14 protein-coding genes and 1 tRNA gene are annotated in these 23,958 nt (G+C 66.4%); 8 read left to right on the top strand and 7 right to left on the bottom strand.

From position 1 onward, the window contains the following. Positions 1-2 precede the first annotated feature (2 nt). Genes ACLJQ7_RS34485 through ACLJQ7_RS34475 form a run of 3 tightly spaced genes read right to left on the bottom strand, consistent with a single transcriptional unit; the run spans position 3 to position 6,034 of the window. Positions 3-3,425, bottom strand: coding sequence for a hypothetical protein (locus tag ACLJQ7_RS34485; protein ID WP_410652344.1), 3,423 nt, complete (start codon positions 3,423-3,425; stop codon positions 3-5). After that, a complete protein-coding gene (locus tag ACLJQ7_RS34480) occupies positions 3,412-4,452 on the bottom strand; it encodes a hypothetical protein (RefSeq protein ID WP_410652343.1) in 1,041 nt (346 codons plus the stop codon). The genes ACLJQ7_RS34485 and ACLJQ7_RS34480 overlap by 14 nt, the downstream gene beginning before the upstream one ends. Then, positions 4,445-6,034, bottom strand: coding sequence for a PD-(D/E)XK nuclease family protein (locus ACLJQ7_RS34475; RefSeq protein ID WP_410652342.1), 1,590 nt, complete (start codon positions 6,032-6,034; stop codon positions 4,445-4,447). Before ACLJQ7_RS34475 ends, ACLJQ7_RS34480 begins: the two co-directional genes overlap by 8 nt. Positions 6,035-6,059: 25 nt before the next feature. On the opposite strand from ACLJQ7_RS34475, the gene ACLJQ7_RS34470 reads away from it, so the two are divergent. After that, positions 6,060-6,995, top strand: a complete 936-nt coding sequence (locus ACLJQ7_RS34470) for a serine/threonine protein kinase (protein WP_410652341.1) — start codon at positions 6,060-6,062, stop codon at positions 6,993-6,995. On the opposite strand, the gene ACLJQ7_RS34465 is transcribed toward ACLJQ7_RS34470, so the two are convergent. Then, entirely contained in the window at positions 6,880-9,690 is a 2,811-nt protein-coding gene (locus tag ACLJQ7_RS34465; RefSeq protein WP_410652340.1) for a tetratricopeptide repeat protein, read from the bottom strand. The two genes, ACLJQ7_RS34470 and ACLJQ7_RS34465, sit on opposite strands and share 116 nt — an antisense overlap. Before the next feature lie 1,471 nt (positions 9,691-11,161). Between ACLJQ7_RS34465 and ACLJQ7_RS34460 the strand changes: the two genes are divergently transcribed. The 5 genes from ACLJQ7_RS34460 to ACLJQ7_RS34440 all read left to right on the top strand — a co-directional run bounded on the left by ACLJQ7_RS34460 (position 11,162) and on the right by ACLJQ7_RS34440 (position 19,184). Then, on the top strand, positions 11,162-12,631 hold the full coding sequence (locus ACLJQ7_RS34460; RefSeq protein ID WP_410652339.1) for a DUF3375 family protein: 1,470 nt from the start codon (positions 11,162-11,164) through the stop codon (positions 12,629-12,631). After that, positions 12,628-13,290 (top strand): DUF4194 domain-containing protein, encoded by a 663-nt coding sequence (locus ACLJQ7_RS34455; protein WP_410652338.1) that lies wholly within the window; start codon positions 12,628-12,630, stop codon positions 13,288-13,290. Before ACLJQ7_RS34460 ends, ACLJQ7_RS34455 begins: the two co-directional genes overlap by 4 nt. After that, positions 13,287-16,688 carry an ATP-binding protein gene (locus ACLJQ7_RS34450; RefSeq protein WP_410652337.1) on the top strand — a complete coding sequence of 1,134 codons (3,402 nt, stop codon included), beginning with the start codon at positions 13,287-13,289 and terminating at the stop codon, positions 16,686-16,688. The genes ACLJQ7_RS34455 and ACLJQ7_RS34450 overlap by 4 nt, the downstream gene beginning before the upstream one ends. Next, complete coding sequence (locus ACLJQ7_RS34445; RefSeq protein ID WP_410652336.1) at positions 16,688-17,977, top strand: Wadjet anti-phage system protein JetD domain-containing protein; 1,290 nt, start codon at positions 16,688-16,690, stop codon at positions 17,975-17,977. The genes ACLJQ7_RS34450 and ACLJQ7_RS34445 overlap by 1 nt, the downstream gene beginning before the upstream one ends. 103 nt (positions 17,978-18,080) lie before the next feature. Next, on the top strand, positions 18,081-19,184 hold the full coding sequence (locus tag ACLJQ7_RS34440) for a recombinase family protein (RefSeq protein ID WP_410652335.1): 1,104 nt from the start codon (positions 18,081-18,083) through the stop codon (positions 19,182-19,184). Here ACLJQ7_RS34440 and ACLJQ7_RS34435 read toward each other — a convergent pair. After that, positions 19,166-19,249: transfer RNA gene (locus ACLJQ7_RS34435), tRNA-Leu, on the bottom strand. The genes ACLJQ7_RS34440 and ACLJQ7_RS34435 overlap by 19 nt on opposite strands. A 477-nt stretch (positions 19,250-19,726) precedes the next feature. On the opposite strand from ACLJQ7_RS34435, the gene ACLJQ7_RS34430 reads away from it, so the two are divergent. After that, positions 19,727-20,440, top strand: a complete 714-nt coding sequence (locus ACLJQ7_RS34430) for a hypothetical protein (protein WP_410652334.1) — start codon at positions 19,727-19,729, stop codon at positions 20,438-20,440. Between the two features lie 99 nt (positions 20,441-20,539). Here ACLJQ7_RS34430 and ACLJQ7_RS34425 read toward each other — a convergent pair whose 3' ends face one another. Together ACLJQ7_RS34425 and ACLJQ7_RS34420 are read right to left on the bottom strand one after the other, a co-directional pair. Next, on the bottom strand, positions 20,540-21,631 hold the full coding sequence (locus ACLJQ7_RS34425; RefSeq protein WP_410652333.1) for a winged helix DNA-binding domain-containing protein: 1,092 nt from the start codon (positions 21,629-21,631) through the stop codon (positions 20,540-20,542). Position 21,632: 1 nt separating this feature from the next. After that, entirely contained in the window at positions 21,633-22,811 is a 1,179-nt protein-coding gene (locus ACLJQ7_RS34420; protein ID WP_410652332.1) for an epoxide hydrolase family protein, read from the bottom strand. A 63-nt stretch (positions 22,812-22,874) separates the two neighbouring features. On the opposite strand from ACLJQ7_RS34420, the gene ACLJQ7_RS34415 reads away from it, so the two are divergent. Continuing rightward, entirely contained in the window at positions 22,875-23,834 is a 960-nt protein-coding gene (locus ACLJQ7_RS34415) for a helix-turn-helix transcriptional regulator (protein ID WP_410652331.1), read from the top strand. Positions 23,835-23,958: the final 124 nt, after the last annotated feature.

Raw genomic sequence — 23,958 nt, 5'->3', positions numbered from 1 at the left:
TCCTAGTCGGCGAGGAAGCCGAGGCACGCGCCCAGTGCGGCCCACAGCGGTTGGTAGAGGGCTTTGACGATGAAGCGCTCGTCGGCGCGGTGGGTGCTGCCCGGACGGAGGTACTGGTCGAGCACGTGATGGATATTGACCAGGAGGCTCGTCTCACGTGTCTCTTCTGCTGTCCGCCCCTCTGCGTGCATCGGGACGAACGCCGCGTCGACGAACACCACCTTGGCGGGCACCCCACCGCGCACCAGTCGTCCGATTACCTGCCAGATAAGGACGAGAAGGTCCCAGGTCACCGGATCCAGCCGCGTACCGAGGCGGCTCCAGGCCAGGGGCCGGGCGAGCGCCCTGTACCACTCCTTCCTGCCCAGCGCGCGGACCTCGGCCGCACCCTCGGCGAGGCTGGTCGCGTTGTGCAGCACCTCCACGAAGCCGCTCGGCTCCGCGACGAACCGCAGGATCCAGTCGTTGACGGTGTGCACGGCAAGCATCAGGTCGTCAGGGCGTGGATTCGGCCGGGCTAGAAAGTAGACCGTGCCGATAGCCGCCACTTGGTCCTCGTTAAGGATGTTGTGCCCGCGTTCGACGGCGAGCAGTGGCGCCACGAGGACCTGGGCCGGTGTCTCGAAGAGGGTGTCGACGTCGCCCCGGCGCAGGATAGGCGCGTGACTGTCGTCGCCCTCGGGGTTGTCGGTCGTCTCGTAGTCGTCGGAGACGAGGCGGGCCACCTGACCCTGCCAGCGAGGGGCCAGGGTGTGCAGGGTGTCCGCGACGAGCGCGGCCTCCTCGTAGGAACCAACCAGGAGCAGGATCCGCCGCCGGTTCTCGGGCAGCGAGCGGAGCTCGCGCTGGAGTCTGCTACCGCCGTGGTCCTCCTCGCCGAGCTTTACCACCATCCGGCGGAGGATTTCGGGGCGTTGCAGCACGCCTGCTCCCGACACCCTGAGCGGCACGCCATTGTTGTCCTTGAGCAGTTCTACGCGCATGTGGGTGCCACGCGCGACTGCCCTGACCTTCGCTGCCGGAGGCTTGATGATCATTCCCACCGGTACCTGGATGTGGTACCGGCTGGAGGTGCCCGCCCAGCTACTGCCGGACATCAACAGCAGGTTGGTCGGGGGGTGCCCGTCGGCCTCCGGGATCTCCGGTATACGTCGGAGCAGTTCCCGCCCGACCCCGCTGCACCGGAAGTACCGCAGCTCGCCGCTCTGCACCCCCTCGTCGGCGCGCCCGTTCGGGATGAACTGAAAGCCGAGCAGATTGCCCATCGGCGACTCTGGGACCATCGGACCGTAGTCGCGCGGCCGTTGGTACATCTCGTTGAAGTCGAGCTTGAGCACCGACTCCACTCGTGGCCACATCGCGTTCATCAACGCCAACTTGGGTTCCAGCGCGCACAGCAGCAACGTGAACTCGAACCGCTCCGCCATCAGCTTCATCCAGGTTTCGGTATCCGGCGGTTGCGTCGACCGCTTCTGCTTCCCCCTCCGAGCCGACTGCTGACCACGTGCCGCGTCCAGTCTCCGCCGGCGTTCCACCTCGGGATAGAGGTCGAAGATCCGCACAGTCTCGTCCCTCAGCTTCTCGCGGGTATAGGCCTCGTCCTGGGTGTGCAGCAGCTCGGCGATCAGTGCGATGAGCCGCGGCACCTCGGCGCGTCGCCGGTCGCCGAACGGGTTGTCCCGCAGTTCGTCGAGCAGCCTGGTGAGGAGGTCCACCGGGTTTCCCTCGGCCCTGGCCATCGCGGGGTAGCGCTCCTCGACCAGCCGGAGCTGCAAGGTCCATGAGCTGAAGTATCCGACCCGCACCCACTCCCTCAGCGCTTCGCTGCCCACGAGCATCGCGTAGAGCCGATCGGTGGCGCTGGTGATCGTGTTGACGGCAGCTGTCCATTTCTCGACGTCCGAGTTGGACAGCTGTGTGCGCTCGCCTTCCTGGAGCTGGTTGGTCTTGTGCTTCATCAGGTCATCCCAGAGCGATCGACTGTCCCCGACTCCGATTAGCGGCGCGGCCGGAGCGAAGAGCGCGTCGAGGTTCATCTGCACGCGGTCTGCTTCGTCCACGATGACCAGGTCGCTGCGCCTGCACGCCAATTCCAGGTAGCGCACTCGTTCGCCGTTCTGGGGCCACGGAACCCGAGCATCGACAAGCCCCGCCGGCGTGGCCACCCACGCGGCGGCCTCCACGAGCTCGTGGGAACTCCGGTGGCGAGGACACTTCGCCCAGCAAGGGCACGCGCGCTTGCCTCGCAGCCAGGTGGTGTGTGAAGCATCTTCGTCGGTCTTTCCCTTCGCCTGGAGCTGGGTGCAGGGAGCCTGGTTAAACGCCAGTGGTTCTTCGTCGTCGTACAGCAAGGCGTTGAGAGCACACGAAGTGCTCAGGTATTCGAATCCTTGATCGTTGTGCGCCAGCAGGTTCTGCTTTCCCCGCCCGGTCGACCTGCGGTGGAGCCGCCGTGCGTGGCGGTCCTTCCCGTTCGCGCCTAGGACGGGGGCCGCCGAGCCGTCAGTGTGGAACTTGTACAGCCGGACGAGCTTCAACACGTCGGCGACATCGCCGACCACCACTGTGACGCGCATGCCCAGGTTGACCAGGTGGATGGCCAGGATGTCGCGGAGTGTGCTCTTCCCCGCACCGACTATGCCGAGCAGGTGCTGAAGCCGATCGATCGTGAACTTCTGGCGCGGCCTCCTCTTTCGGAAGCTCTCCCCCGAGGGCAGGAACAATTCCACCGCGCCAAGGCGTTCCACCCATCTGCCGCGCTTGGACTCGTCGGTGATCAGGACCTCTTCGAGGTCGTCCATCATCTCGGCCGTGGCTTCGAGATCCTCCCAAAGGAGCTCGATCGGTTTCCCCCCGTTGACCTGCCTGCGGTGCAGGTCGTGCCCGGCGGGCCGGTCGAACGCCGACATGTCCGGCAGGACCACTTTGCGATTACTCCTGCCGACAGGAAAGCGATGCACACCCTCAGTGGCGAAGGTGGGCAACTCGCCCTCGAACGGTGGTGCGTTGCCGAGCAGCGCGTCGTAGATGTCCCAGCGGTCGTCGCCGATCCCTGCCGTGGGCAGTACTGTTGCGGCTCCCTCGTTAGAGGGGATGTTGAACGCTCGTACGCTTGTGTTCAAATTCCGGTAGTGCTGCATGGCTTCGAGCCAGGAGCTCCGCCTCGACAGCGCCCACAGGGTGAACCGTCCCGACCGCACTGCCTCCGCCGCACCTGGGACGGTGGTCAGGCCGCGCGTCGCCGCGTACGGGTACCCGCTGAACAGCGTCCAGGCGCTGACCGCCGGCTCGGTGGGTGCGATCTTCGAGAGCAGGTACAACCCGAGTTCGACTTCGCACAGGCGTTCGGCGTCCTTGAGCCGGAGCCCGCCCTTCTTCCGCAGTTCGTCGATCAAGGGCTTGAGGGTGCTCCTACCGCTTCGCATCAGCCTTCTCCTTCGTGGTCATCCGGAGGACGAATTCCTCGTCCGAAAGCAAGCTGATCTCCGTGTCGTCGGGCAGGGAGTTTTCGAAGGCGCGACGGAACCCGTAGTCGAAGGTGTTGGCCGGGAGCACCGCGATGGTGACCAGGTCTTTGACCACCTGCCCGGCCAAGTGGGTGGCGCAGGCGCGGTCGTAGAAGCGGACCACGGCATCGGTTTCGTCGAGACGGCCCGTGTAGGTGCCGGTGGTGCGCTGCGACAGGGGCGTGCCCGCGTCCCGCAGTCGTTCGAGGCAACTCTGTTCCACCAGACCGGGAAGTGCCAGGAACAGCCTCAGTGCCCGGTGGAGCAGTAGGACATCCGCTGCTCTCGGGCTGTCCGTCACCGGCTTGTCGCGCGGGCAGACCTCGGCTTCACACCAAATGGTGCCGTGCTCGGGCAGTTCGGCGGGCAGGGCGGGGAGTCGACAGGTCGGGCACAGGGCGATCTCGCCAGCCGAAATTAATCGGGTCGGCACGGGCTCGTAGAGGTGGCGGACAGCCTTGACCACCGTGATCAGTCTCGGGTCGAAGTTGACGAGGTCGCGGTGTCCGGTGTTGCTCAACACCACATTGCGCTGTAGGAACGACCGCACGCGGCCAACGTCAGCAGCATCGAGTTCGGCGATGGCCGTGGCGAACAGGCGGTCGGCGAACTCCGCCTGACCGGTGATCTCCATGCAGGCTCGTGAGGGTGCTTGTCCTACCGAGTGGACGAGACGCTGGGCGGGTTCGGGGATTCCGCCGATGCCTATCGCCGCCCATTGGGCGAGAGTCCGTCCGGTGCACCAGGAGACGAGATCCGGGACACCGGCCGGCGGGGTGTGGTTCTCCCGCAGTGCCCACAACACCAGTTGGTCGAGAGCGCTCTGCGTCTCGTGCGGGTAGGGCGGAGGCGTCGCGCCGCGACGATCGCTGTGCGCGGACAACGCAACCACACCTCGGGCGATCTGTATGAGCAGGCCGGTTGCTTCGGTCGTGGGCTTAACCATTGTCAGCTCTTCCTCCATCAGCTGCGGTGCACCAGCGCGAGACCTCACAGGAACGGCAGTGGTCGTCGGGCTTCGGCGCGAATCGGTCGTCCAGGTGCCAAGGGCGGAACTGTTCCCGGAGCGAGGACTCTGCCTCCGCCAAGACCCGTGGGGTGTCCGGGTCGAACACAACAAGGTCCACTCCGGACGGCCGTAGCACTTCAAGTTCGACCCTGCTGCGACCCGGCCCGAAATCGCCGCGTCCCGCGAGGACCACGGCCAGCGCTAGTTGCGGGTAGTAGTCGAACCACCGGGACGGCCTCACGGTCGACGTCGAGGTCTTGACCTCGCGCCACACCCACCCACCCCGGTCGCGATAGAGCAGGTCAGGCTTCGCCAACACCACGGTGTCGGCGTCAGGGTCGTGGAACACGATGTCCGGTTCCACCCGCACGTCGGCCGGCGACGATGCGAGCTTGAGGGGGCACACCTCGGCGTGGTGCCGAAGCAAATCCGCGCCCAGCTCGCGTTCTCTGTCGGGCAGGGCGAACTCGCCGGGAACCCAGTTGTCCGGGATCCGGGAGTCGCAAGGCGACGCTGTTCCGACACCGTGGAGGTCCTCCAAGTACCGGTGCACGGCCCTACCGCGCTCGGCGGATTCTCCTCGTTCAATGGACTGGTCCAGCGGTAGCCGCTGCCTGCGGGAGAACTCCTGCGCAGGACAGCGCCGATACGAGCGGCTGGTCGTCGGGGACCACGTGCGCCGCGGTCTGCGGTCGTCCTGCACACCGAGCACGCCCGCCTTACGCGGCAGGGCAGGGCACACCGCCGCGAATGGGCAGTCCGCGCAGGCCGATCCGGGTCGGTAGTCGAGGCCGCCAGGTGCGTCCACGATGCCTGCCAGTGCGGGCTTTCCCGCCACGTCATAGAGGTCGAGTGCGGCCTGCCTCGAACCGTCGAACAAAGTGGTCGTCGTACCGTCGAGCAGTGCGAACTGCCGGATCCGGACGCGTTCTGGGAGTGGCTGGGGCAGTGCCGAAGCGAGGACCAAGGCCGCGACGGCGACTTCCGCCTCCGTCCTCGTCCGCCCGTCCGCCCTATTGGTGAGCAGTCTGAGCTCGCGGAGGCGGTGGTCTTCCGAGGCGTAGCAGCGTCCCCACACCGAGATCGCGTACCGCTTGGCACCCCGCTGGTCGGGGACGCTCCATTCCCTGAAGTAGCGCCAATTCTCCCTGGCCGGTACCACCTCGGAGTCGTCGGCGAAGGCTTGCAGGTACCCGAAGACCCCGTGCTCGGCCCACTGTTCGACGGATGCGTGGACTACTCGGCCAGGCACCGTCGACGCGCAAGCCGCCCGCAGCGCCAGGCCCGCCGGCTTTCGGTGGAACTCGATCAAGTCCATCGCCCGCATGAAGGGACCGTTCGCGAAGTCTTCGAGGTATTCGGGCTTCCGGCGCGCCAACGTTTCGGCGCGCAACCCCTGCCGCGCCGCCATCGCGTCACGGGCGGGGCAACGAAAGCGAGGCGGTCCGAGCATGCCTACGGAGACCTTGATGGCGGAATAGTCGCCTGACACGCCGTCAGGTGGCTGCCACCCAGTCATGTGTGCACCTTTCGAGTAGGTTCGCGTGCTGAGAGAACTGTTCGGAAACGGAGCGTTCATCGTGTTCACGGCAGGTCATGTAATCGGCGAGCGTTACCAGGTCCTCTCCGAATTGGGAGAAGGCTCAGGCGGAGAGGTGTATGAAGTCCTGGATCTGCGATCAGGTGCTGTCCTGGCCCTCAAGATTCAGCAACCCCGATATCTGGAGTCCACCAACAGCTATGGTCTCTATGGTGAGGATGCCCGCAACGAAATCGCAATGGGCACTTCGCTTGGCAGAATCAGCGGTGTCGTTACTCCTCTAGATTTTGGGGACCATCGCGGTCGCACATACTTCGTAATGGATCGTGTCGACGGATTCGACCTCGGTGAGTTTCTGGCTCGGGCACAGCCCGTCTCCTCTGTTCGTTCAGCTGCGGTGCTCGTGCAGTTGTGCACTGTCCTGCACCAGATCCACTCGCGCGGCTTCGTGCACCGGGACATCAAGCTGGAGAACGCGTTGATCTCCCGGCAGGGTGTGGTCACGCTGATCGATCTGGGAAATTCCTTGCCTTCCGGTAAAGAACCCGAGATACCTGCGGGTACTTTTGGTTACCTCGCTCCAGAAGCTGCCTCCCGTGGAGTCGTCGAAACCAGCCTCGACATGTTTTCCGCAGGGTGCTTGCTGTTCCGGATGTTGACCATGGAGTTTCCGTTCCTCAACGAGACCGGTTACGCGATGGCTCGTCGCCCGCTTCCGGTCGACAAGCTCGTGAACGTCGACCCTGTTGTGCGACGGGTCTGTGTTGCGATGCTCGAATGGGACCCAGCGGACAGGCCCACGGCGGCCGAGGTCCGCGATGAGCTCAGTTCCGTTCTGCCGGAGGCGTCTTCTCCCGCTCCGCCTCGGCTGAGCCACGACCCGGTGCGTTGGTGGTGGGAGCTGCTCCAGCGGCAGGAGCGTGTCCCCCTGTCGTCGTGAGGCCTTCGACCTCGGCGAGGCCCTTCTTGTCCGCCAGCGCCGAGTAGAGTTCACGCGCACGTTCGAGAGCGGCCTGTCCTTCAACCGCCCGGTGATCCGCGAACAGGACTTCGGCCAGGCGAACCTGGGTCGGCGCCTCGCGGTTGGCACGGTCCAGCTTCCGGTACTCGGCGACGGCCGTGTCGAACACAGCTGCGGCGCGACCGAGGTTGCCTTCCTCGGCGTGCACCCTCCCCAAGATCACCATGGCGTTGGCCCGGGCATTGACGTCAAGGACCTGTTCGTAGATCGCCAGCGCCGCCGTCACGTGCTCGTCAGCCTCGACGAGTCGACCGAGGTCGACGAGCATCATCGCAAGGCCGGAAAGGGCATCCGCCTCGCCCAGCCGCTCGCCGAGCTCGCGGAAGGCTTCCAAAGCCAATCGGTACTCGGACACCGCACCGGCGAATTCGTTTTCCTCGCCTCGCAGCACCGCCAACCCGATGTGCCCGTAGGCCACCCCGTAGCGGTCGCCCGCGTCCCGGCTCAGTTGGAGGGCCCTGGCCTGCGCTCCTCGAGCCTTGGGGGACCGCATGCCACGACGGGAGCCCGCCAGGAGTCTGTACACGAAGGCTTCGTCCGCCGCTGTCGGTACTGCGCTCACGTCGCCTTCCTCGCGCAGCCGCTCCACCGCCTTTCCCGCATGTTCCAGAATGCGCTCCGCCTCGTGATAGTGGTTGCGGTGCCAGAGGTAGGTGGCAAAGGCAGTCGGGAGCAGCCAGGTATGGTGGTCGTCGCCGATCTCGACTGCGTGGTCGACGGCCCTGCTGATCGTTGCCTGCTCCTGCTCGAACCACCGGGTCGCCTGGTCGATCGTTGCGATTCGGACGACAGGAAGGTCGCTGGAAATGATGACCGGCAGCCTCCGGCCGGGTACTAGCACCTGGTCACAGGTCCATGCGTTCTGCAGCAGGTGGCTCAGCAGCCGTTGGCTGGCCCGATCTCGTGCCTGGCTGTCCAGCGTGTCGACCTGCTCCAGCGCGAACGTCCGGATCAGGTCATGGACGCGGAACCGCTCGAACTCGGGTTCTTCGACGAGGTGCAGTGAGGAGAGTTCGCCGATCCGGGTCCTTGCATCGGGTTCGGCGACGGCGGTGATTGCGGCCGAGCCGATGGTAGGGCCGGGGTGATGGGCGATGAGGCAGAGCAAGGTCTTGGCGTCGGCGCTCAGGTGGTTGTAGGAGTACGACAGAACCGCACGTATATCGAGGTTCGCGTCCCCGGCCAGCTTCAACGTGTCCAGGCGGGTCCGCTGCTCCCTCAAACCATCGCGGATGCCCCGGAGCACACCGGCGTTCTCCGGCCGGGCTCTGATCACAGCGGCGACGATCGCGAGCGCGAGGGCAAGTCCGCCGGTGAAGCGGGCGATATCCGCCACCAGCGGGTTGCCGTCGGCTTGGAGACGGGCAAGGCGTGCGAGGACGTCACATGCAGTGTTCTCGTCGAACGGCTCGACCAGGCACTGGACAGCTCCCTCCTGCACGACGAGGCCGTCGAGCCGCAGCCTGCTGGTGACCAGGGCGGTGCAGCCGATCCCAGGCAGCAGCGGTCGGACCTGGTCGGCGTCGCGGGCGTTGTCCAGGACGACGAGCAGGTTCCTGCCTACGGTCGCTGTGCGGAAGGTGGAGATCATCCCGTCCAGCGTGCGGACGGGCGAGGCCACGCCCAGTTCGACGAGGAACTGTTCGAGCACCTCTTGAGGCCGGGACGCTTCCTTGGGGCCGAACCCCCGTAACTCGGCGTAGAGAATCCCACCGTCGAAGTATGCGCTCCTCGAACTTGCCCACGACCTCGCGAGCTGGGACTTGCCCACGCCTGCCATGCCGTGGAGCACCACGACCGCGGCGCCGCCCTCGTTTATGCCGAGCAGACGGTCGTCCAGTTCTTGCTCGAGCGGCCCACGGCAGTGCAGGTCCACGTGCTGCCCGGGGAGTTGGTTCGGCACGATCGGTTCGAGCCGGGTGGAACCGGGCGGGGTCAGTTCGTTCATCAACCCCTCCAGTTGACCGCGTTCGTCGCCGTGATCACGAATGCAGTCCTGGACGAACTGCACCGCCTCGGCCGATTTGCCCATGTTGATCAGGGTTGTCGCCTTGAGCGTGACCAGCGCTGGTGCGCCCGGCCACTGGTCCAGTGCCTTCCGGAGCTCCCGGTCGAACTCCGGCTCCTCCTCGCAGTCCTGTAGGGCGTGGAGGAAGTCGATGATGGTGCTCAGCCACTCGTTGTCGAGCAGCTTCCTTTCGGCGTCCAGGTCGTAGCCGTCCCACTCCGGCCCCGTCAGCGGCGGTCCCTGCCACTCCGCCACAGCGGCTCGGAGGAGGTTCAGCCGGTCGCGCCCGGACGTGAACTTGGCCGCGGTCACGTTGCGCCTGACCCGGAGGATGTCGACGTCATCTGGGTTGAGCTGCAGCACGCACATTCCCCGGACATGGAGTATCTGCTCAACTTCAGGCAGGACTTTGCGCAGTTCCTGGGTTGCCTCGGGGATTGACTTGGCAGGCCCGTGCGGCCACAGAGCGTTGGCGATCTGGGCATTCGGCGCTGCCTGGCCGGGCGAGAGCACGGCGATCACCAGCACGACCCTCGGCTGAGGCCTGATGGCGACCATTGTTTCGCCCCGATGCACTGCGAACTGCCCGAGCAAGTGGATCTGCACTACTTCTCCTACGGGTGGGATCTACTGTTCCAACAGGCTGACGACTGGCACGACCAGATCCTGCCGCCGGCGCACGAAGTCTCGACCCATACTTCACCCATACTTGCCGCCGGTGCGGATGGCGGTAGGTGTGCCAAGCTCCGCTCCGAGCCGGTCGAAAGACGTGATCGAATCCCGCACCGGTCGACGAAATTTCCAGAGATCTCAGGAGAAGAACCATGACGAACACCACGGCGATCTACTCCAATGGCAAGCGACCCAAGCGGTCGTGGCCCCCGCGCGGGGTGCCGAAAAGGGGGTCCCGTAAGTCGAAAGTCACTCCGGCCAACGCCGATAGGCAGGCGAATACCGTAACGATCCGCCGCTGCGGCGTCGTCACGGGACGTAGGTCGGACTCGCTGCTCGTAGCAATGCAATGCGGCTGATCCGAAGCGACACGCAGCCAGTGTCCAATTCATTTGATCGAGTGAGGCGTGGTGACACTTCGCGGGTCGTCGAAGTGTTGGCGTTGGCTGGCTAGGTCGGTACGACTGTCCCTCCGCATGCCGGAGGCCCGTTGGTCACTGTGGACAACGGGCCTCCGTGCTCTGGCCGGGTGCGGCCTTAACCAGTGATCGCGACAGTGAGGTTTCTCAACAGAAGATCAGTGCCAGGCGTTGTCGAGGACCGGTGCCGGTTTGGCGATCGAGACGGTGCAACTTGGACTGAGGGTGACGTGCTGTAGTGCGTGCCAGTGCTGTTTGAGTCCGGCGGCGGGCGCGTTCGCCCTTGACCAGGACGCCGCCGCAGGAGCTTGTTGTGGGTGCGGTTGTCGACGTGCAGTGGACTGGGGATGTCGGATCGGGTGTGCATGTCGGCGCCCGCACCGGTGTAGCCAACGTCGCCAGGATGGGCAGTCCGTCGACGTCGCGGGCGGCTCTGCGCAGCGCCGGCAGCGCGTGGATCCAGGGCGCCGCGCAGATCGTGGAACAAGCCCGGCTCGACGTCGGACCGTGTGCCAGGCACAAGCGGAGCGCGCTGCAGCTAAGGCCGAGCTGGAAGGCGCTCCTGCGAGCCGGAGAGTCACGGAGCCGGAGGCCTATGTGGTGATCAATTCGCTCGGTGATGTCGGAGCGATGCTCGCTGATGCGAAGCCAGCTGGGATGGCTCGGCTCTACCAGCGGTTGAACTTGGAGTTACGGTACGAACTGGCCAGAGCGCGATGTTGGGGAAGAATCCCCGCCCGTTCTAAGCATCGGCCGCTCACGTCGTCAGCGTGTCGAGGCGAAGTTCTCCGAATCGCGCACAGCCACCTGTCGCCGGTTGATCATGCCCACGACGAGGAGGGCGTTTTTGTAATCTTCGTCAGCAGGTAGGGGCGGAACGCCACCCTAGGTAACAACTCGGCCTGCTTCGGCGACCCCGGTGTAGACGCGGACTTTTGTCGGTGCCGCGAGCGAAACTGTCAGGAGCTGACTCGGGAGGTGAGGCGGTGGATGCTGGCGGAGTGACGCCGGAGGAGATCAGGAGCGCGCTGTCGAGCAATGCGACGTTGAAGCTCCTGAACGCGTACAGCCGCGATTGGGTTCTCCCACTGTTCGCCGAGCACCTCGAACAGGTCGACGGTTCGGTGTCCGCCGAGTGGTTCCACGAGCGCGTCACCGAGGCGCTCGGCCGCATCCCGGACTGGCAGGGTGACCGCTCACCAACGGAGCACTGCCGCAGATGGGTCGAGTCCCGCTGGCTCGAAACGGAGACAGATTCCGGGAGATTGCGGTACCGGCTGTCTCCACACTCGCTTCGAGCATTGCGAATCGTGAAGGAGATAGCCGAAGGCGAAAGCAGCGTCTCGGGTGCCCGACTGGGCAGCATCGCACACGCGGTCCGCCGGCTGGCTGACATAACCAACCCGGATCGCGAGGTCCAAGTGCGCCGGCTCGACGAGCAGATCGAGGAGCTGCGGCATCGGCGTGACGCGGTCGCCTCGGGCCAGGCCAGGCTGGCGACCCTCGACGAGATGCAGCAACAGCTCCGTGAGGTCCTCGCAATGACCCGCTCTCTGCCGGCGGACTTCCGACAGCTGCGCACGTTGGTCGAGAACCGGCACCAGAAGGTGGCGCGCCACGCGATGACCGACGGCCCGGCAAAGGCCGATCTGGTCGAAGACTACCTCCACGAGAACGACCTGCTGACCAGGACTCCGGAGGGCCTGGCCTACCTCGGCTTCTCCCGGATGCTCGCCTCCTCCCAGCAAGCACGCACGATCCGGAAGGACGTCGACCAAATTCTCGCGCAGGATTTCGCCCACGATTACATGAAAGCGAACCAACGGGCACAGCTGGAAACGATGTTCTCTACGCTGCTGGCGGCCGAACTGCGTGTACAGGAGAGCTACGTGCGGTGGACTGCCTCGTTGCGCCGCTTCTTGACCCGCTCCGCGCATGGCCGTCACGGGCGCCTGCTGAGCCTCGCCGACCGCGCGTTGCACACCGGAGCGACCTGGGCCGAGCAAGATCCCGGCGCAAGGTTCCTGGACGGCGACCTCCTGGGCATCGGGGTGTTCGCGTTCACCGACGTCTCGCAGATCCAGCTGTGGCGCGACCTCAGTCCGCAGACGGTGGTGGTCCAGGTGCAGCAGGACGCCCTCCCGCTTCCGGAGCTGGACCGGGCGGCGCTGCGCCTGGCGGCCGGGACGAGCCGCCGCGCGGTGTTGCGGACCATCAACACTCTGCTGAAGGACCGGCGTGTCGTCACCGGGGCGGAGGTGTACGAGGCGACACCCGCCGAGTTCCAGCGGCTGGGCGCGCTCGTGACCTTGCTCGATCTGGCTGTCACTCACGGCCGGGTGGAAGTCGCCGCCCGTGAGCGGGTGACCATCGGAGGCGATCGGAGATGCGCGCTGCACGTCGTGTTCCCCCACATCGTCTTCGACAATCCCCTCGAGGCGGATGAGGACTCATGAGCGTAGAAGAAAGCAACATTGACCAGGAACTCGACGCATTCGGCGAGGGCGACGCGGTCGGGCTTCCCGACGCGGCCCGGCGTGCCCTGACAATGCTCCTGACCGCCCGGTTCATCACCCGGGCCCGGAACCGCCAGGCCTGGGATTCGCTGCTGGCCTACGAGCACGAAATCCGTGAGCGCCTCTCCGACCTGTTCTTGGAACTGGTCGTGGACCGGGACCTGGAAGTCGCGTTCAAACGGCAGAAGGTCGCCGAGGACGCACCGCGGGTCCTGCGGCGTGAACGGCCGTTGTCCCGGGACGCCTCCTTCCTCCTGGTGTTCCTCCGACAGGAGTGCGCCTACACCGACGCCGCCGACGGTCCGGTCGTAGTCAACCGTGCACAGCTCGAAGAGTTTCTCCGCGCGTACCGGGAGGAAGGCGACAATGACGCGGCGCGCTTCGAACGCCGCGTCGGCACCGCCATCCGCGCGCTCACCGAGTTGCGCCTGCTCACCGCCGATCCGGACGCCAGCTATCTCTTCACGGTGTCGCCGGTCGTGGTCTCGCTGATCGGCGCAGACGAGCTCATCAGACTCGAAGACGTCTACCGCCAGAGCGTGGAACTGCCCGAACCACCCCGAACGGACGACCGAACCGAGGGGGAGGTACCCGAGTGACACCGGAAGACCTCCCCGGACAGTTCCGTATCGAGAAGGTCCAAGTCCTCAACTGGGGCGCGTACTCTGGCTTGCAGGTCATGCACGTCGGGCGTTCCGGTACCGCCATCCTGGGCCCGTCCGGCCGGGGCAAGTCGACCTTGCTCGACGCGATGGCGTCCGTGATCATGCCGAACCCGCAGGAATTCAACCAAGCCGCCCGAGACGACAAGGGCCGCAAGCGCGAACGCACGATCTACAGTTACGCCCGCGGGCACACCGACCATCGCCGCGACGAGAACAAGCGCTCGGGGACGACTACCTACCTCCGGCCGCCGGGGAGTGCCGGCTTCGCCAGTGGCACTGCGATCACGTGGTCGGACGGTGTGGCCGCCCGGGTCACCGCGTTTCGCCTCGCCTGGGTGGCCTCGGACACGACCGGGGCGGACATGATCGGCGCGAACACCGTGTACGGGTTCGTACACGACGATTTCGACCTGGCGGGCCTCGACGGCTTGTCAGGTGTCCGGGTCGGCGCTTCGCCGCTGTCGAAATCCTCTCTGGGCACCCTCATCGACTCCGACCGCGGAGACGTCGTCGATCCGTCGCAGAGCCGGATGCACGCCAAAATGCGCACCGCCATGTCCATGGGACGCACCGACGAATCTCAGCGGCTCGCGATGCAGCTCTTGCGCCGCGCCCAAGCGTCGAAGGGCATCTTCAACATCAACGCGCTATTCAAGGAATTCGTGTTGACCGAGCCGCTGGCGATGACCCGGTGGGACACGGCGCTGGCGGCCTACCGGGAAGCGAGCCTGCTGTACGACGAATTCGAATATGCGCGAAAGCGGCTCGACGCGCTCGCCCACCTGCCCACGCTCGGGGAGCGGTACGCCACAGCGGGAAGGGATTACGTCGCCAAGCAGCGGCTGCGGGAAGAGCCGGACACCGGCGCTCCGTCCCGGCTGCAGGTCTGGCATGCAGAGAAAATGGCGGAGTGGGCGGCCCGGGAAACCGACACCAACCGGATCGAGCACGCGGAGGTAGACGAAGAGGCACAGGCTGCCCGCCTGAACGCCAAGACAGCCAAGGACGCCTTCGACGACGTCATCGACACCCTCACGGCCGCTGGTGGTGACCCGACCAAGACACTTGCGCTGCAGCTCGAAAATGCCCGCAAAGAACTCGACGACCTTGAGGAGACCCGAGGCGAGCTGACCGCGCAGCTCGCCGAGTTCGGTCTCGTGCTGCCCACTTCTCAAGGCGATCTGACGCTCCTCCAGGCCAGCATGGCGGAGATCCACGCGAAGTTGACGGCCGACCAGGCCGAACTCGACCGACAAGCGCATGAGAGACAGGCCGATCTGGCGCTTTTGAAGCGCCGCATCGCGAAGCTGACCAAGGAGATCGAGCAGCTCAAGCAGCGCCGCGGCAACATCCCCGAGGAAGCGGAAGGCATGCGTAACCGCATCGCGCGAGCCACGCGACTACCCGCTGATCGTCTGCCGTACCTCGGCGAGCTGCTTCAGCTCAAGCCCGAGCACCGGCGCTGGGAGCATGCAGTGCTGAGCGTCCTGCGTGGACTGGCACAGCAACTGGCCGTCGCCGAAGCGGACTTGCCCGTCGTACGCCGCTATGTCAACGACAACGACGTGGGAGGCGCGATCACGCTGGTTCGAGTCCGGACTCCCGGATCAGTTCACGCGCCGATCGCCAACACCGTCCCGGCACTGCTCGACATCGCGGATTCGCCCTATCGCGATTGGCTCGTGCGCGAATTGGTCGAGCACTTCTCCTACTGGTGCGTGGAGCACGACAGCGAACTGGGCGAACTACGGCCGCCCGGCACCATCGGCTCTGTCACCCTCGCCGGCATGCGCACAGGTGCGCGCGACCGGTACGTGAAGAACGACCGCAAGAGCCCCTACAAGTGGATCGGTTGGGACAACAACCAGCTGCGCGCCGACCTCGCCGAAGAAGTCGGCTCACTCCGGAGTGAGCTTCCGTCAAGCGAGCTCAAGGCCGACCAGGCTGGCGCGGCACGCGACGCGTGCCGAGACAGCGTTCTGCGGCTGGAAGTGCTGCAAGAAGGCATCGCATGGACCCGCATCGACACCGCACCCGTGCTCCAGCGGATCGGCGTGCTCGAGGAACAGCTCGAGCGCGCCGACACCCCGGAAACCCGAGAGTTGCGGAAACGGCTGAACCTGGCGAACGAAAAGCTGCGCAAGACCGGCCTTGTCGTCGAGAAACTCGAAGACAAGCTGGCCGCGATCGGCGCTGTCTGGGGTCAGCTCGTGGATGTGCGAGACACCGCCACCAGGACGATCGACGACGAGCCGGCGCTGACGGACGAAGAGCGCGCTGCGCTGGCAGGGGTGCCGTTCGCGGCCCCTGCCAGCCCCGAGGTAGCCGCGATCAAACAAAGCAGGCTGACCGCCGAGGACGATCTCAGCCACCAGATCGAACAGCACAAGAAGGACCGCGAGTCACACGAACAGCTAATTCTCGTGACCATCCGGGCGTACCGCAACATCGACGAGCGCACGGCCCGTGAGCTGGATGAGACCATCGAAAGCCTCGCCGCGCTCCTCGACCTCTACGCCCAGTTGGTCACCGACGACCTTCCCCGCGCGAAGCACAAGTGGCTGCGCAAGGTTGATCAGGAGATGAACACCCAGTTGCGCAGCCTGCTGGTGCAGATCGACGAGGACGGCCGACAGATCAGGCGCGGTCTACATCCGATCAACTCGGTGCTCCAAGGCGTCCCGTTCCGCGAAGGCTCCGTGCTGACCATCGAGACCGTCGACCGGCCCAGCACGGACCTCAAGGAGTTCCGCGACCTCATCACCCGGTACACCAGCAACACTCTGCTGCAAGACGTCAGCCGTGACGCCGACGAGATCGAAGTGGCGTTCGTCCGGCTGCGCAAAGGTCTCGCCCGCCTCAACGATCCCACCCGCTACGGCGAGGGCTGGCGGCGGCGGGTGTTCGACGCCCGGGAGCACGTGGAGTTCCGCGCCATCGAGACGCGAGCTGATGGTGCCGAAATCGTCCACGAAGGCGTTGCCGGGATGAGTGGCGGCGAAGGTCAGGAGCTGATCGCGTTCATCTTGGGGGCCGCGCTGCGCTACCGGCTCGGTGAGGGCAGTGAAGCGCCACCGACTTATGCTTCGATCGTCCTCGATGAAGGCTTCGTCAAAGCGGACAGCGAGTACACGGGGCGCGCTCTCGCCGCGCTCCGTGCGCTGGGCTTTCAGCTCATCGTCGGGGCACCGCGCGAGAAGGCGACGGCATTCGAAGAGCACATCGAGACGGTCGCGTACATCAACACCGATCCTCGCAATCCCACAGCCGTGCGGATCTACCCGATGACCATCGAACAAGCTCTCAGCGTGGACGGCGAGGAAGCCCCTTGATGCGCTCGCCGAGGGAGATCCTCGCGCAGATCCGCACCCGCTACTCGAACGGCTGGCGCGACTGGCTCGTCTCACCACCGAACGGATTCTCGTTCTCTCTCGCGGCGCCGGACGTCACCACAACGGCACGTGAAGCCACGAAGGTAGGCGACTGGCTGCGCGCGTGGCGGACTTGGGCCGGCGAGCACCCCAAAGCCCGCCTGCGCAGCACAACCCGTCGCACACTCATCGGCGCACAGGAGATCTACACCCACGTAGAGGTGGACGACGTCGATGCCTTGGCGGGCCTCTCTCCCGAGACCGCGGCGCACTGGGCCAGAGCACAGCAACGTTACCTACAGCTGCTCGCACCGCATCTCAGGCTCAAGCCCCGGCTCGCCGAGATCGTCGACCTCGACGACCGCGACTTCGGCCTCCTACTGCTCGCCGCGCAGTGGTTCGCCGAACATCCGCAGTCCGGGCTGACCATGCGTCAAGTACCGATCCGCGGCCTGCACACCAAATGGCTCGCGCGCCACCGCCGACTCGTCCTGGCTTTGCTGGACCTCGATCCTTCGCCTTCGTCGCCGGAAAGTGACGACGAACTCACCCCCGAAGACGTTGACCTGCTCGGACTACGGCCAGTGCCGCGCCAGGCCGACATCATCCTCCTCGACCCGGCCGACCGGCGCTCACTGGCTGGGCTTCGCCACCTCCGCGCCCCGCTGGGTGAGATCGCCGCGCTCCCCCTCCGCCCCCGGCACGTCCTCGTTGTCGAGAACAAGGAGTCAGCACTGCCGGTTCCCGACCGGCCCGGCGCGGTGGTCATCCACTCACTCGGGAACTTCCTTTCAGCGCTCGATGAGCTCCCCTGGATCTCCGGTGCGTGCGTCTGGTACTGGGGTGACCTGGACCGCGCGGGTCTGGCGTTGCTCTCTCGAGCTCGGACCGTCCACCCGGAAATCAAGTCCGTCCTCATGGATCGCCGCACCCTCGAGCGGCACCACGATCTCACGGTCGAAGATCCCACCAGCAGGGTCGCCGCCCCCGATCCGACGCTCACTGCCGCCGAACTGGAGACACTCGCGCAGCTGGCCGACGGCGAGGGATACTTACGCCTCGAGCAGGAACGGTTGCCCTGGGAGTACGTTCTACTGCAATTGTCAGGAGTGCTGGACGCTCGGCGGACGGTTCGACCTGCGGAACCCTTCGCACAAGATGCTGATGAGCGTGCTCGGTGGCATGAGCGAGTCGGAGCGGCAGCACGTTCAGGCGCGCGTCCGGGCGGCGATGGACGCGCAGGTCGTTAACGAGGGACGTCACCAGGGGGGCCGTGCACCGTACGGGTACATGGTTGTAGATGGCGGACCACATCCGAACCCGAGGAAGGCGGCGGAGGGGTTCCGTCTGCGGGTGCTCGCAATCGACGAACCGGCAGCCGAAGTCGTGCGCCGCATCTTCGCCGAGTACCTCGACGGGAGGGGTGATCGAGCTATCGCGAACGGGCTCAACCGTGATGGGATCCCGTGCCCTTCGGCTCGACGGCCGGAGCAGAACCGGCATCGACTCGCCGATGGCTGGCAGGGCAGCACTACGCGATCGATCCTGGAGAATCCGCGCTATACCGGCTATGCGGTCTTTGGGCGGTCGGCTCGGCAGGAGATGCTATTCGACCCCGATGACGTCGCCGCCGGCAACGTCGTGCGGTTCCGGCGAGCCAAGCCGGATCGGGTGGTGCGGTCACGTAAGCCTGCTCACCCGGAGATCGTCTCGGTCGAGGACTTCACGCAGGCGCAGTTGATCCGGCGAGCCAAAGCGGCTGGCGGCCTCCGGACAGCTCGCAAGGCCGAACGTGCTGGTCGCCCGGTGAAGCACGTGTACTTGTTCCGCGGTCTCATTCGGTGTGCCGCATGCGAACGGAAGATGGAAGGCAGTCCGCGCAAGTACGGCATGTACTACCGATGCCCAGCCCGAACTTTGGCGCCGGGTGCACAGGCCTTGCTCACGCATCCGCCCACGATCTATCTCCGGGAGGAGCCTCTACGGGACGCGGTGAACGGCTGGATTGGCGGCCTGTTCGATCAGCAGAACATTGAGCGAACCGTCAACCAGCTCGTGAGCGCCCAGCCAGCGGTGCGAGCCGAGGGTGATGGAGTCGCAAGCAAGCAGTTGGAGGAGGCGGAAGCCAAGCTCAGGCGCTTCCAAGACGCGATCGCCGCTGGCGTCGACCCGACGGCGCTGGTCGAGAGCATCAACGAGGCCCAAGCGGACCGAGCGGCAGCGCAAGGTGCGTTAGCGGCCGCGGGCGAGCCTGCGGGGATCACCGACGCCGAGGTCTACGCGATGATCGACTCGCTGGGTGACATCGGGGCTGCCCTCGCCGACAGTGAGCCGGGGAAGCTGGCAAGGCTGTACCGGGATCTGAGGCTTGACCTGCGGTACGACAACGAAAAAGAGGCCGTCTACGCGACGACCTCTTTGCGTGTGAATAATGCGGGTGTCCGAGGGGGGACTTGAACCCCCACGTCCGTTAAGGACACTAGCACCTCAAGCTAGCGCGTCTGCCATTCCGCCACTCGGACTTGCTGATGTGAAGAAGAGTATACGTCGTCTCGGAGGCCTCAATCAGGGGGGTCCGTATCGTCACGCAGACCTACATTGGGACGATGATCGGTTACCCTCTGACAACATCCGCTCTGTCGAATGGGCCGGTGAGCCCAGCAGGCCCACGAGCTGGCTGACGGTCTGCTCAACATTCTGCCGATCGAACAGACCACCGATCCACCCGTTCACCGCGTCCCGCAGCAGCCCCTCCCGGAGATAGCTCGTGGGCGGATGGCGCTTCCCGGTACGTGTAACAGGCTAGGCGCACCCGCCCGGGCGACTCTCGGTCAGGACGATGCCGCCAGTTCGCGAGACAGGGGTTGCGCCGGAAGGCGAGAAGACCACGCAAACACTGGAGTTCTGAGATTCGCGAGTGAGCTCGCCGCCGGCCGACTGGGTTCTGGCCGCGCGGGTGAGAGACTGAGCGGCATCTCGACGACGCGAAGGAGTTCGTTGTGGCCCTTGAACGGCCGGTGCCGGTGTCGGGTGGGCCGGGGCAGGCGGTCCTTGAGCTGCTGGACAAGGCCATTGGCTTGCAGACACCGCTGGTGCGCAAGAACATCGCGCGGGCCCGTCAGCGCAACCCGGAGGCGACACCGGCGGAGGTCGTGCGCACTCTGGAGCGGATGTACGTCAGTGCGCTGGCGGGCACGGGGGCAGCGGCCGGGGCCACCGCGGCCGCTCCCGCCGTCGGCACCGGGGTCGCGCTGGCGTTGTCGGCGGGCGAGGCCTTCTCGTCACTCGAGCTGAGCACCCTGTTCGTGCTGTCGGTCGCCGAGGTCCACGGCGTTCGGCTGGACGAGATCGAACGACGGCGGACGCTGGTCATGGGGATTTTGCTCGGCCAGTCAGGTTCCACGACCATCGTCGGCAAGGTCGCCGAGCGCACCGGTCAGCATTGGGCCCGCCAGCTGGTCAACAAGGTGCCCATGGCGACGCTGCGCCAGATCAACAGCGTCCTGGGCAAGAACTTCATCACCAAGTACGGCGCGAAGCAAGGCGTCATCGTGCTCGGCCGGGTAGCTCCATTCGGCATCGGCGCGATCATCGGCGGTGGGGCCAACGCCACTCTCGCCGGCCTGGCAGTCCGAGCCACCCGACGCGCATTCGGCCCCGCGCCACAGTCATGGCCCGTGACAGAGCTTGGCTCAAGGCTCTCGGATCGTTGAGTGCGTTCGTCAGTGGCACGCAGCGGATTCGGACGTGGCGCATCGGCCCACGGTGGCCGGAGCCGCGCGGCGCTCCACACGGCTTCGGTCATCTGTGGGCTATCCGCTGAACCGGACGTCGTGAACGGCGCCGGGAGCGGCGAACTCCAGTAGCCGCAGCGCTTCGGCTTCGATGGCCGCTCGGTCGGCGGCGGAGATCGAGCGCAGCGGCACGACCGTGAGCACACCTGTGCGGTCCTTCGTCCAGGTCGCGGCCACCGTGCCGTCGACGAGCACGGTGGCCGCGACCGCCGCGCCCTGGCAGACCTGACGCCGGATCGGCTCGGTCATCACGCGCGTGCGGTCGGCGTGGGCGAGCAGGGTCGCGTCGAACTCCGCGAGGAGCCGGACGGGCGCGGGCAGATCCAGCGGAGGGATCTCTTGGTCCGGCAGGTCGAACAGCTCGCGCCCCGCTTCGTCGGTGTATGTCCGCAGTTCCGGCCGCAGCTGCTCGAAGATCTCACGCAGTCCGCTCACCCCGGACCAGGTGCGGGCGTCGGCGACGGTGGCCGGACCGAACGCGGCGAGGTAACGCCGGATCAGCTCGCGCACGTCGTCGGCGGTGGCGGCTTCGGGTACACCGGGAAAGACGGCGAACGGGGTCGCACCGCGTTTGCCCCACGTTCCGCTCGGGGCGGGGTGCACCAGCGCGAGCAGGTACTGCACGGTCCAGCCGAGCGCCTGCGCGTCGGCACCCGGCCGGGTCCGCGCGAGCGCCCGCCCCAGCTCGGGCCGGGTGAGAATGCCGCTGCCGTCGAGCAGTTCGGCCGCGTCGGCGATCAGTTCGCCGAGGTCGACACCGGTGGTGCGGCCGCCGAAGGCGTTGCGTTGCACCCGCCGCAACAGCGGCGCCAGCACCGGCCGGACCAGCCGGAAGTCGGCCGCCGACATCAGGTGCTGGGTGGCCCGCATCATCGTGGACCGAACAAGGACACCGCGCTCGATGGCTACGGTGAGGTCCTGGACGGCGAATCGTTCGAGCCGGTTCCAGAGCGCGAAGTACGCGAGATCCGGGTCCTGCGCATTCAGTCCGAAGAGGTGTTCGGTCGCCTCGGCCACTCCGAGATCGACACGGCCGAGGAGAAGCTGCCTGCCGAGAAGGGCGCGGTTGAGCGCCCGCGGGCTCAGCACCGCGGTCCCGCGGGCGCCCATCTCAGCGCACCTTCCGGAAGAACACGCGGACGTCGTCGACCAGCGCGGCGGGAGCCTCCATGGCGAGGAAGTGCCCGCCGTGGCCGAGTTCGGTCCAGTGCACGACGTGGTGGTCGCGCTCGGCCCAACGACGGACTGTCACGTCGTGCGCGGACACGAGCACACCGGTGGGCACGGTCGGCGCCGCAGCGCCGCTCCAGTCGCCGGCTCCCCAGTCACCGGATTCGCCGCCGCTCCAGTCGTTCGCCGAAATCTCCTCGTAGTAGATCTGGGCGGCCGAACCGGCGGTACCGGTGAACCAGTACAACGAGATCGTGGCGAGCATGCGGTCGCGATCCACGCATTCCTCGGGCAGCGCGTCTTCGGGCATGGTCAGTTCCCTGAACTTCTCCACGATCCACGCGAGCTGACCGGCGGGCGAGTCGTGCAGGGCGTAGGCCACCGTCTGCGGACGCTTGGAGTTGCACTGCAGGTAGCCGTCGTTGAAGTTCTGCATCGACTCCCAGCGGCGCTGGTCGGCCTCGGGGAGGTCGTCCAGTTCGCCCTCGGCGCCGATCGGGAACGTGATCATCGCGTTGAGGTGCACACCGAGCACGTGTCCCGGATCCTGCTTGCCGATCTCCGGCGCGACCCACGAACCCGTGTCGTAGCCGTGCACGCCGTACCGCTCGTAGCCGAGCGCGGCCATCAGCCGGGTGAACAGGCCTGCCATCTTTGCGGCGCTCATCCCCGGGCCGGCCAGCGGCGTGGAGAACCCGAACCCAGGCAAGGACGGGATCACCAGGTGGAAGGCGTCGGCCGGGTCTCCCCCGTGCGCCCGCGGGTCCGAAAGGGGCCCGATCACGTCGAGGAAGTCGGTCACCCCGCCCGGCCACCCGTGCAGCAGGATCAGCGGCGTGGCGTCCCGCTCCGGCGAGCGTACGTGGAGGAAGTGCAGGCGCTGACCGTCGATGGTGGTGACGAACTGCGGGTGCGCGTTGAGCGCGGCCTCCTGCGCCCGCCAGTCGAAACCGGTGCGCCAGTACTCGGCGAGTCCGGCGAGGTAACCGGCGGGCACACCCCGGCTCCAGCCGACGTCCGGCAGCTCGCTCGGCCAGCGAGTGGCGGCCAGGCGCGTGGCGAGGTCGTCGAGGTCGGCCTGCGGGATGTCGATCGAGAAAGGGTGGATCTCCTGTGTCATGAGAACCACGCTAGAAACCGGTTAGGACGACTTCGGTCCTAACCGGACGGCAGAATGAAAACCATGCTGGAAACCTCCGCACGACTGCTGAAGCTCCTGTCGCTGCTGCAGACCCACCGCGACTGGCCGGGTGCCGACCTGGCCGAACGCCTCGGCGTCACCACGCGGACCGTGCGACGGGACGTCGAGCGCCTGCGGGAACTCGGCTATCCGGTGCACGCGCTCCAAGGCACGCCCGGCTATCGGCTCGGCGTGGGCGCGTCCCTGCCACCGCTTCTGCTCGACGACGACGAAGCCGTCGCGGTGGCCGTCGGACTGCGCACCGCCACCGGCAGTTCGGTCACCGGCATCGAGGAGACCGCGTTGCGCGCGCTCACCAAGCTGGAGCAGGTGCTGCCGTCGCGGCTTCGGCATCGGGTGAACACACTCCAGACCACGACCGTGCGCGCCGGGGTGGCGCCCGCCCCGAAGATCTCGGCGGACACGCTGATGACCATCGCGAACGCGTGCCGCCGCCACGAACGCCTGCGCTTCGACTACCTCAGCCCGCGCGGCGGTGCGTCCCGGCGGCACGCCGAGCCCTACCGCCTGGTCAACTTCGGCAGGCACTGGTACCTCGTCGCCTTCGACGTCGACCGCGACGACTGGCGCACCTTCCGCGTCGATCGCCTCACCCCGCGGCCGCCGGTCGGCGCCCGGTTCACGCCCCGCGAGCCGCCGTTCGACGACGTCGCGGCCTATCTGGCGCAGCAGCTTTCCGCGCGCACCTGGCCGTACCAGGCGACGGTCGAACTGCACGAATCGGCCGCCGCGGTGGCCGACCGGGTGTGGCCGGGGATGGGCGCCGTCGAGGCCGTCGACGAATACCGCTGTCTCCTGCACCTCGGCGCTCCGACGACGTCCGACCTGGTGTGGATGATCACCTCGGTGCAGACCGATTTCACCTTGGTCAGCGGGCCGCCGGAACTCGAAGGCGCGCTCCGGCAGCAGGCGGAACGGTGCCTGCGCGCGATCGAGGCTTGACCTCGCGCCGGGTCAAGGCTGTTCCACCGAGGACGCGGCACACTCGGACCGTGGCCGCAGACTCACCAGAATGTATGAGCGAATAGTCACGTCCGCAGGAGTACTTACTCGTCCAGTGATGACT

Source organism: Amycolatopsis sp. cmx-4-54 (genome assembly GCF_046548895.1).
Taxonomy (GTDB): Bacteria; Actinomycetota; Actinomycetes; order Mycobacteriales; family Pseudonocardiaceae; genus Amycolatopsis.
The sequence above is the reverse complement of the archived record's forward strand: the minus strand, read 5'-3'. Positions and strand labels throughout refer to the sequence as shown.

Excerpts from the sequence above, each read along its gene's own strand:
- ACLJQ7_RS34485 (WP_410652344.1), bottom strand. The coding sequence starts at position 3,425 with ATGCGAAGCGGTAGGAGCACCCTCAAGCCCTTGATCGACGAACTGCGG.
- ACLJQ7_RS34480 (WP_410652343.1), bottom strand. The coding sequence starts at position 4,452 with ATGGTTAAGCCCACGACCGAAGCAACCGGCCTGCTCATACAGATCGCC.
- ACLJQ7_RS34475 (WP_410652342.1), bottom strand. The coding sequence starts at position 6,034 with ATGACTGGGTGGCAGCCACCTGACGGCGTGTCAGGCGACTATTCCGCC.
- ACLJQ7_RS34455 (WP_410652338.1), top strand. The coding sequence starts at position 12,628 with ATGAGCGTAGAAGAAAGCAACATTGACCAGGAACTCGACGCATTCGGC.
- ACLJQ7_RS34445 (WP_410652336.1), top strand. The coding sequence starts at position 16,688 with ATGCGCTCGCCGAGGGAGATCCTCGCGCAGATCCGCACCCGCTACTCG.
- ACLJQ7_RS34425 (WP_410652333.1), bottom strand. The coding sequence starts at position 21,631 with ATGGGCGCCCGCGGGACCGCGGTGCTGAGCCCGCGGGCGCTCAACCGC.
- ACLJQ7_RS34420 (WP_410652332.1), bottom strand. The coding sequence starts at position 22,811 with ATGACACAGGAGATCCACCCTTTCTCGATCGACATCCCGCAGGCCGAC.
- ACLJQ7_RS34415 (WP_410652331.1), top strand. The coding sequence starts at position 22,875 with ATGCTGGAAACCTCCGCACGACTGCTGAAGCTCCTGTCGCTGCTGCAG.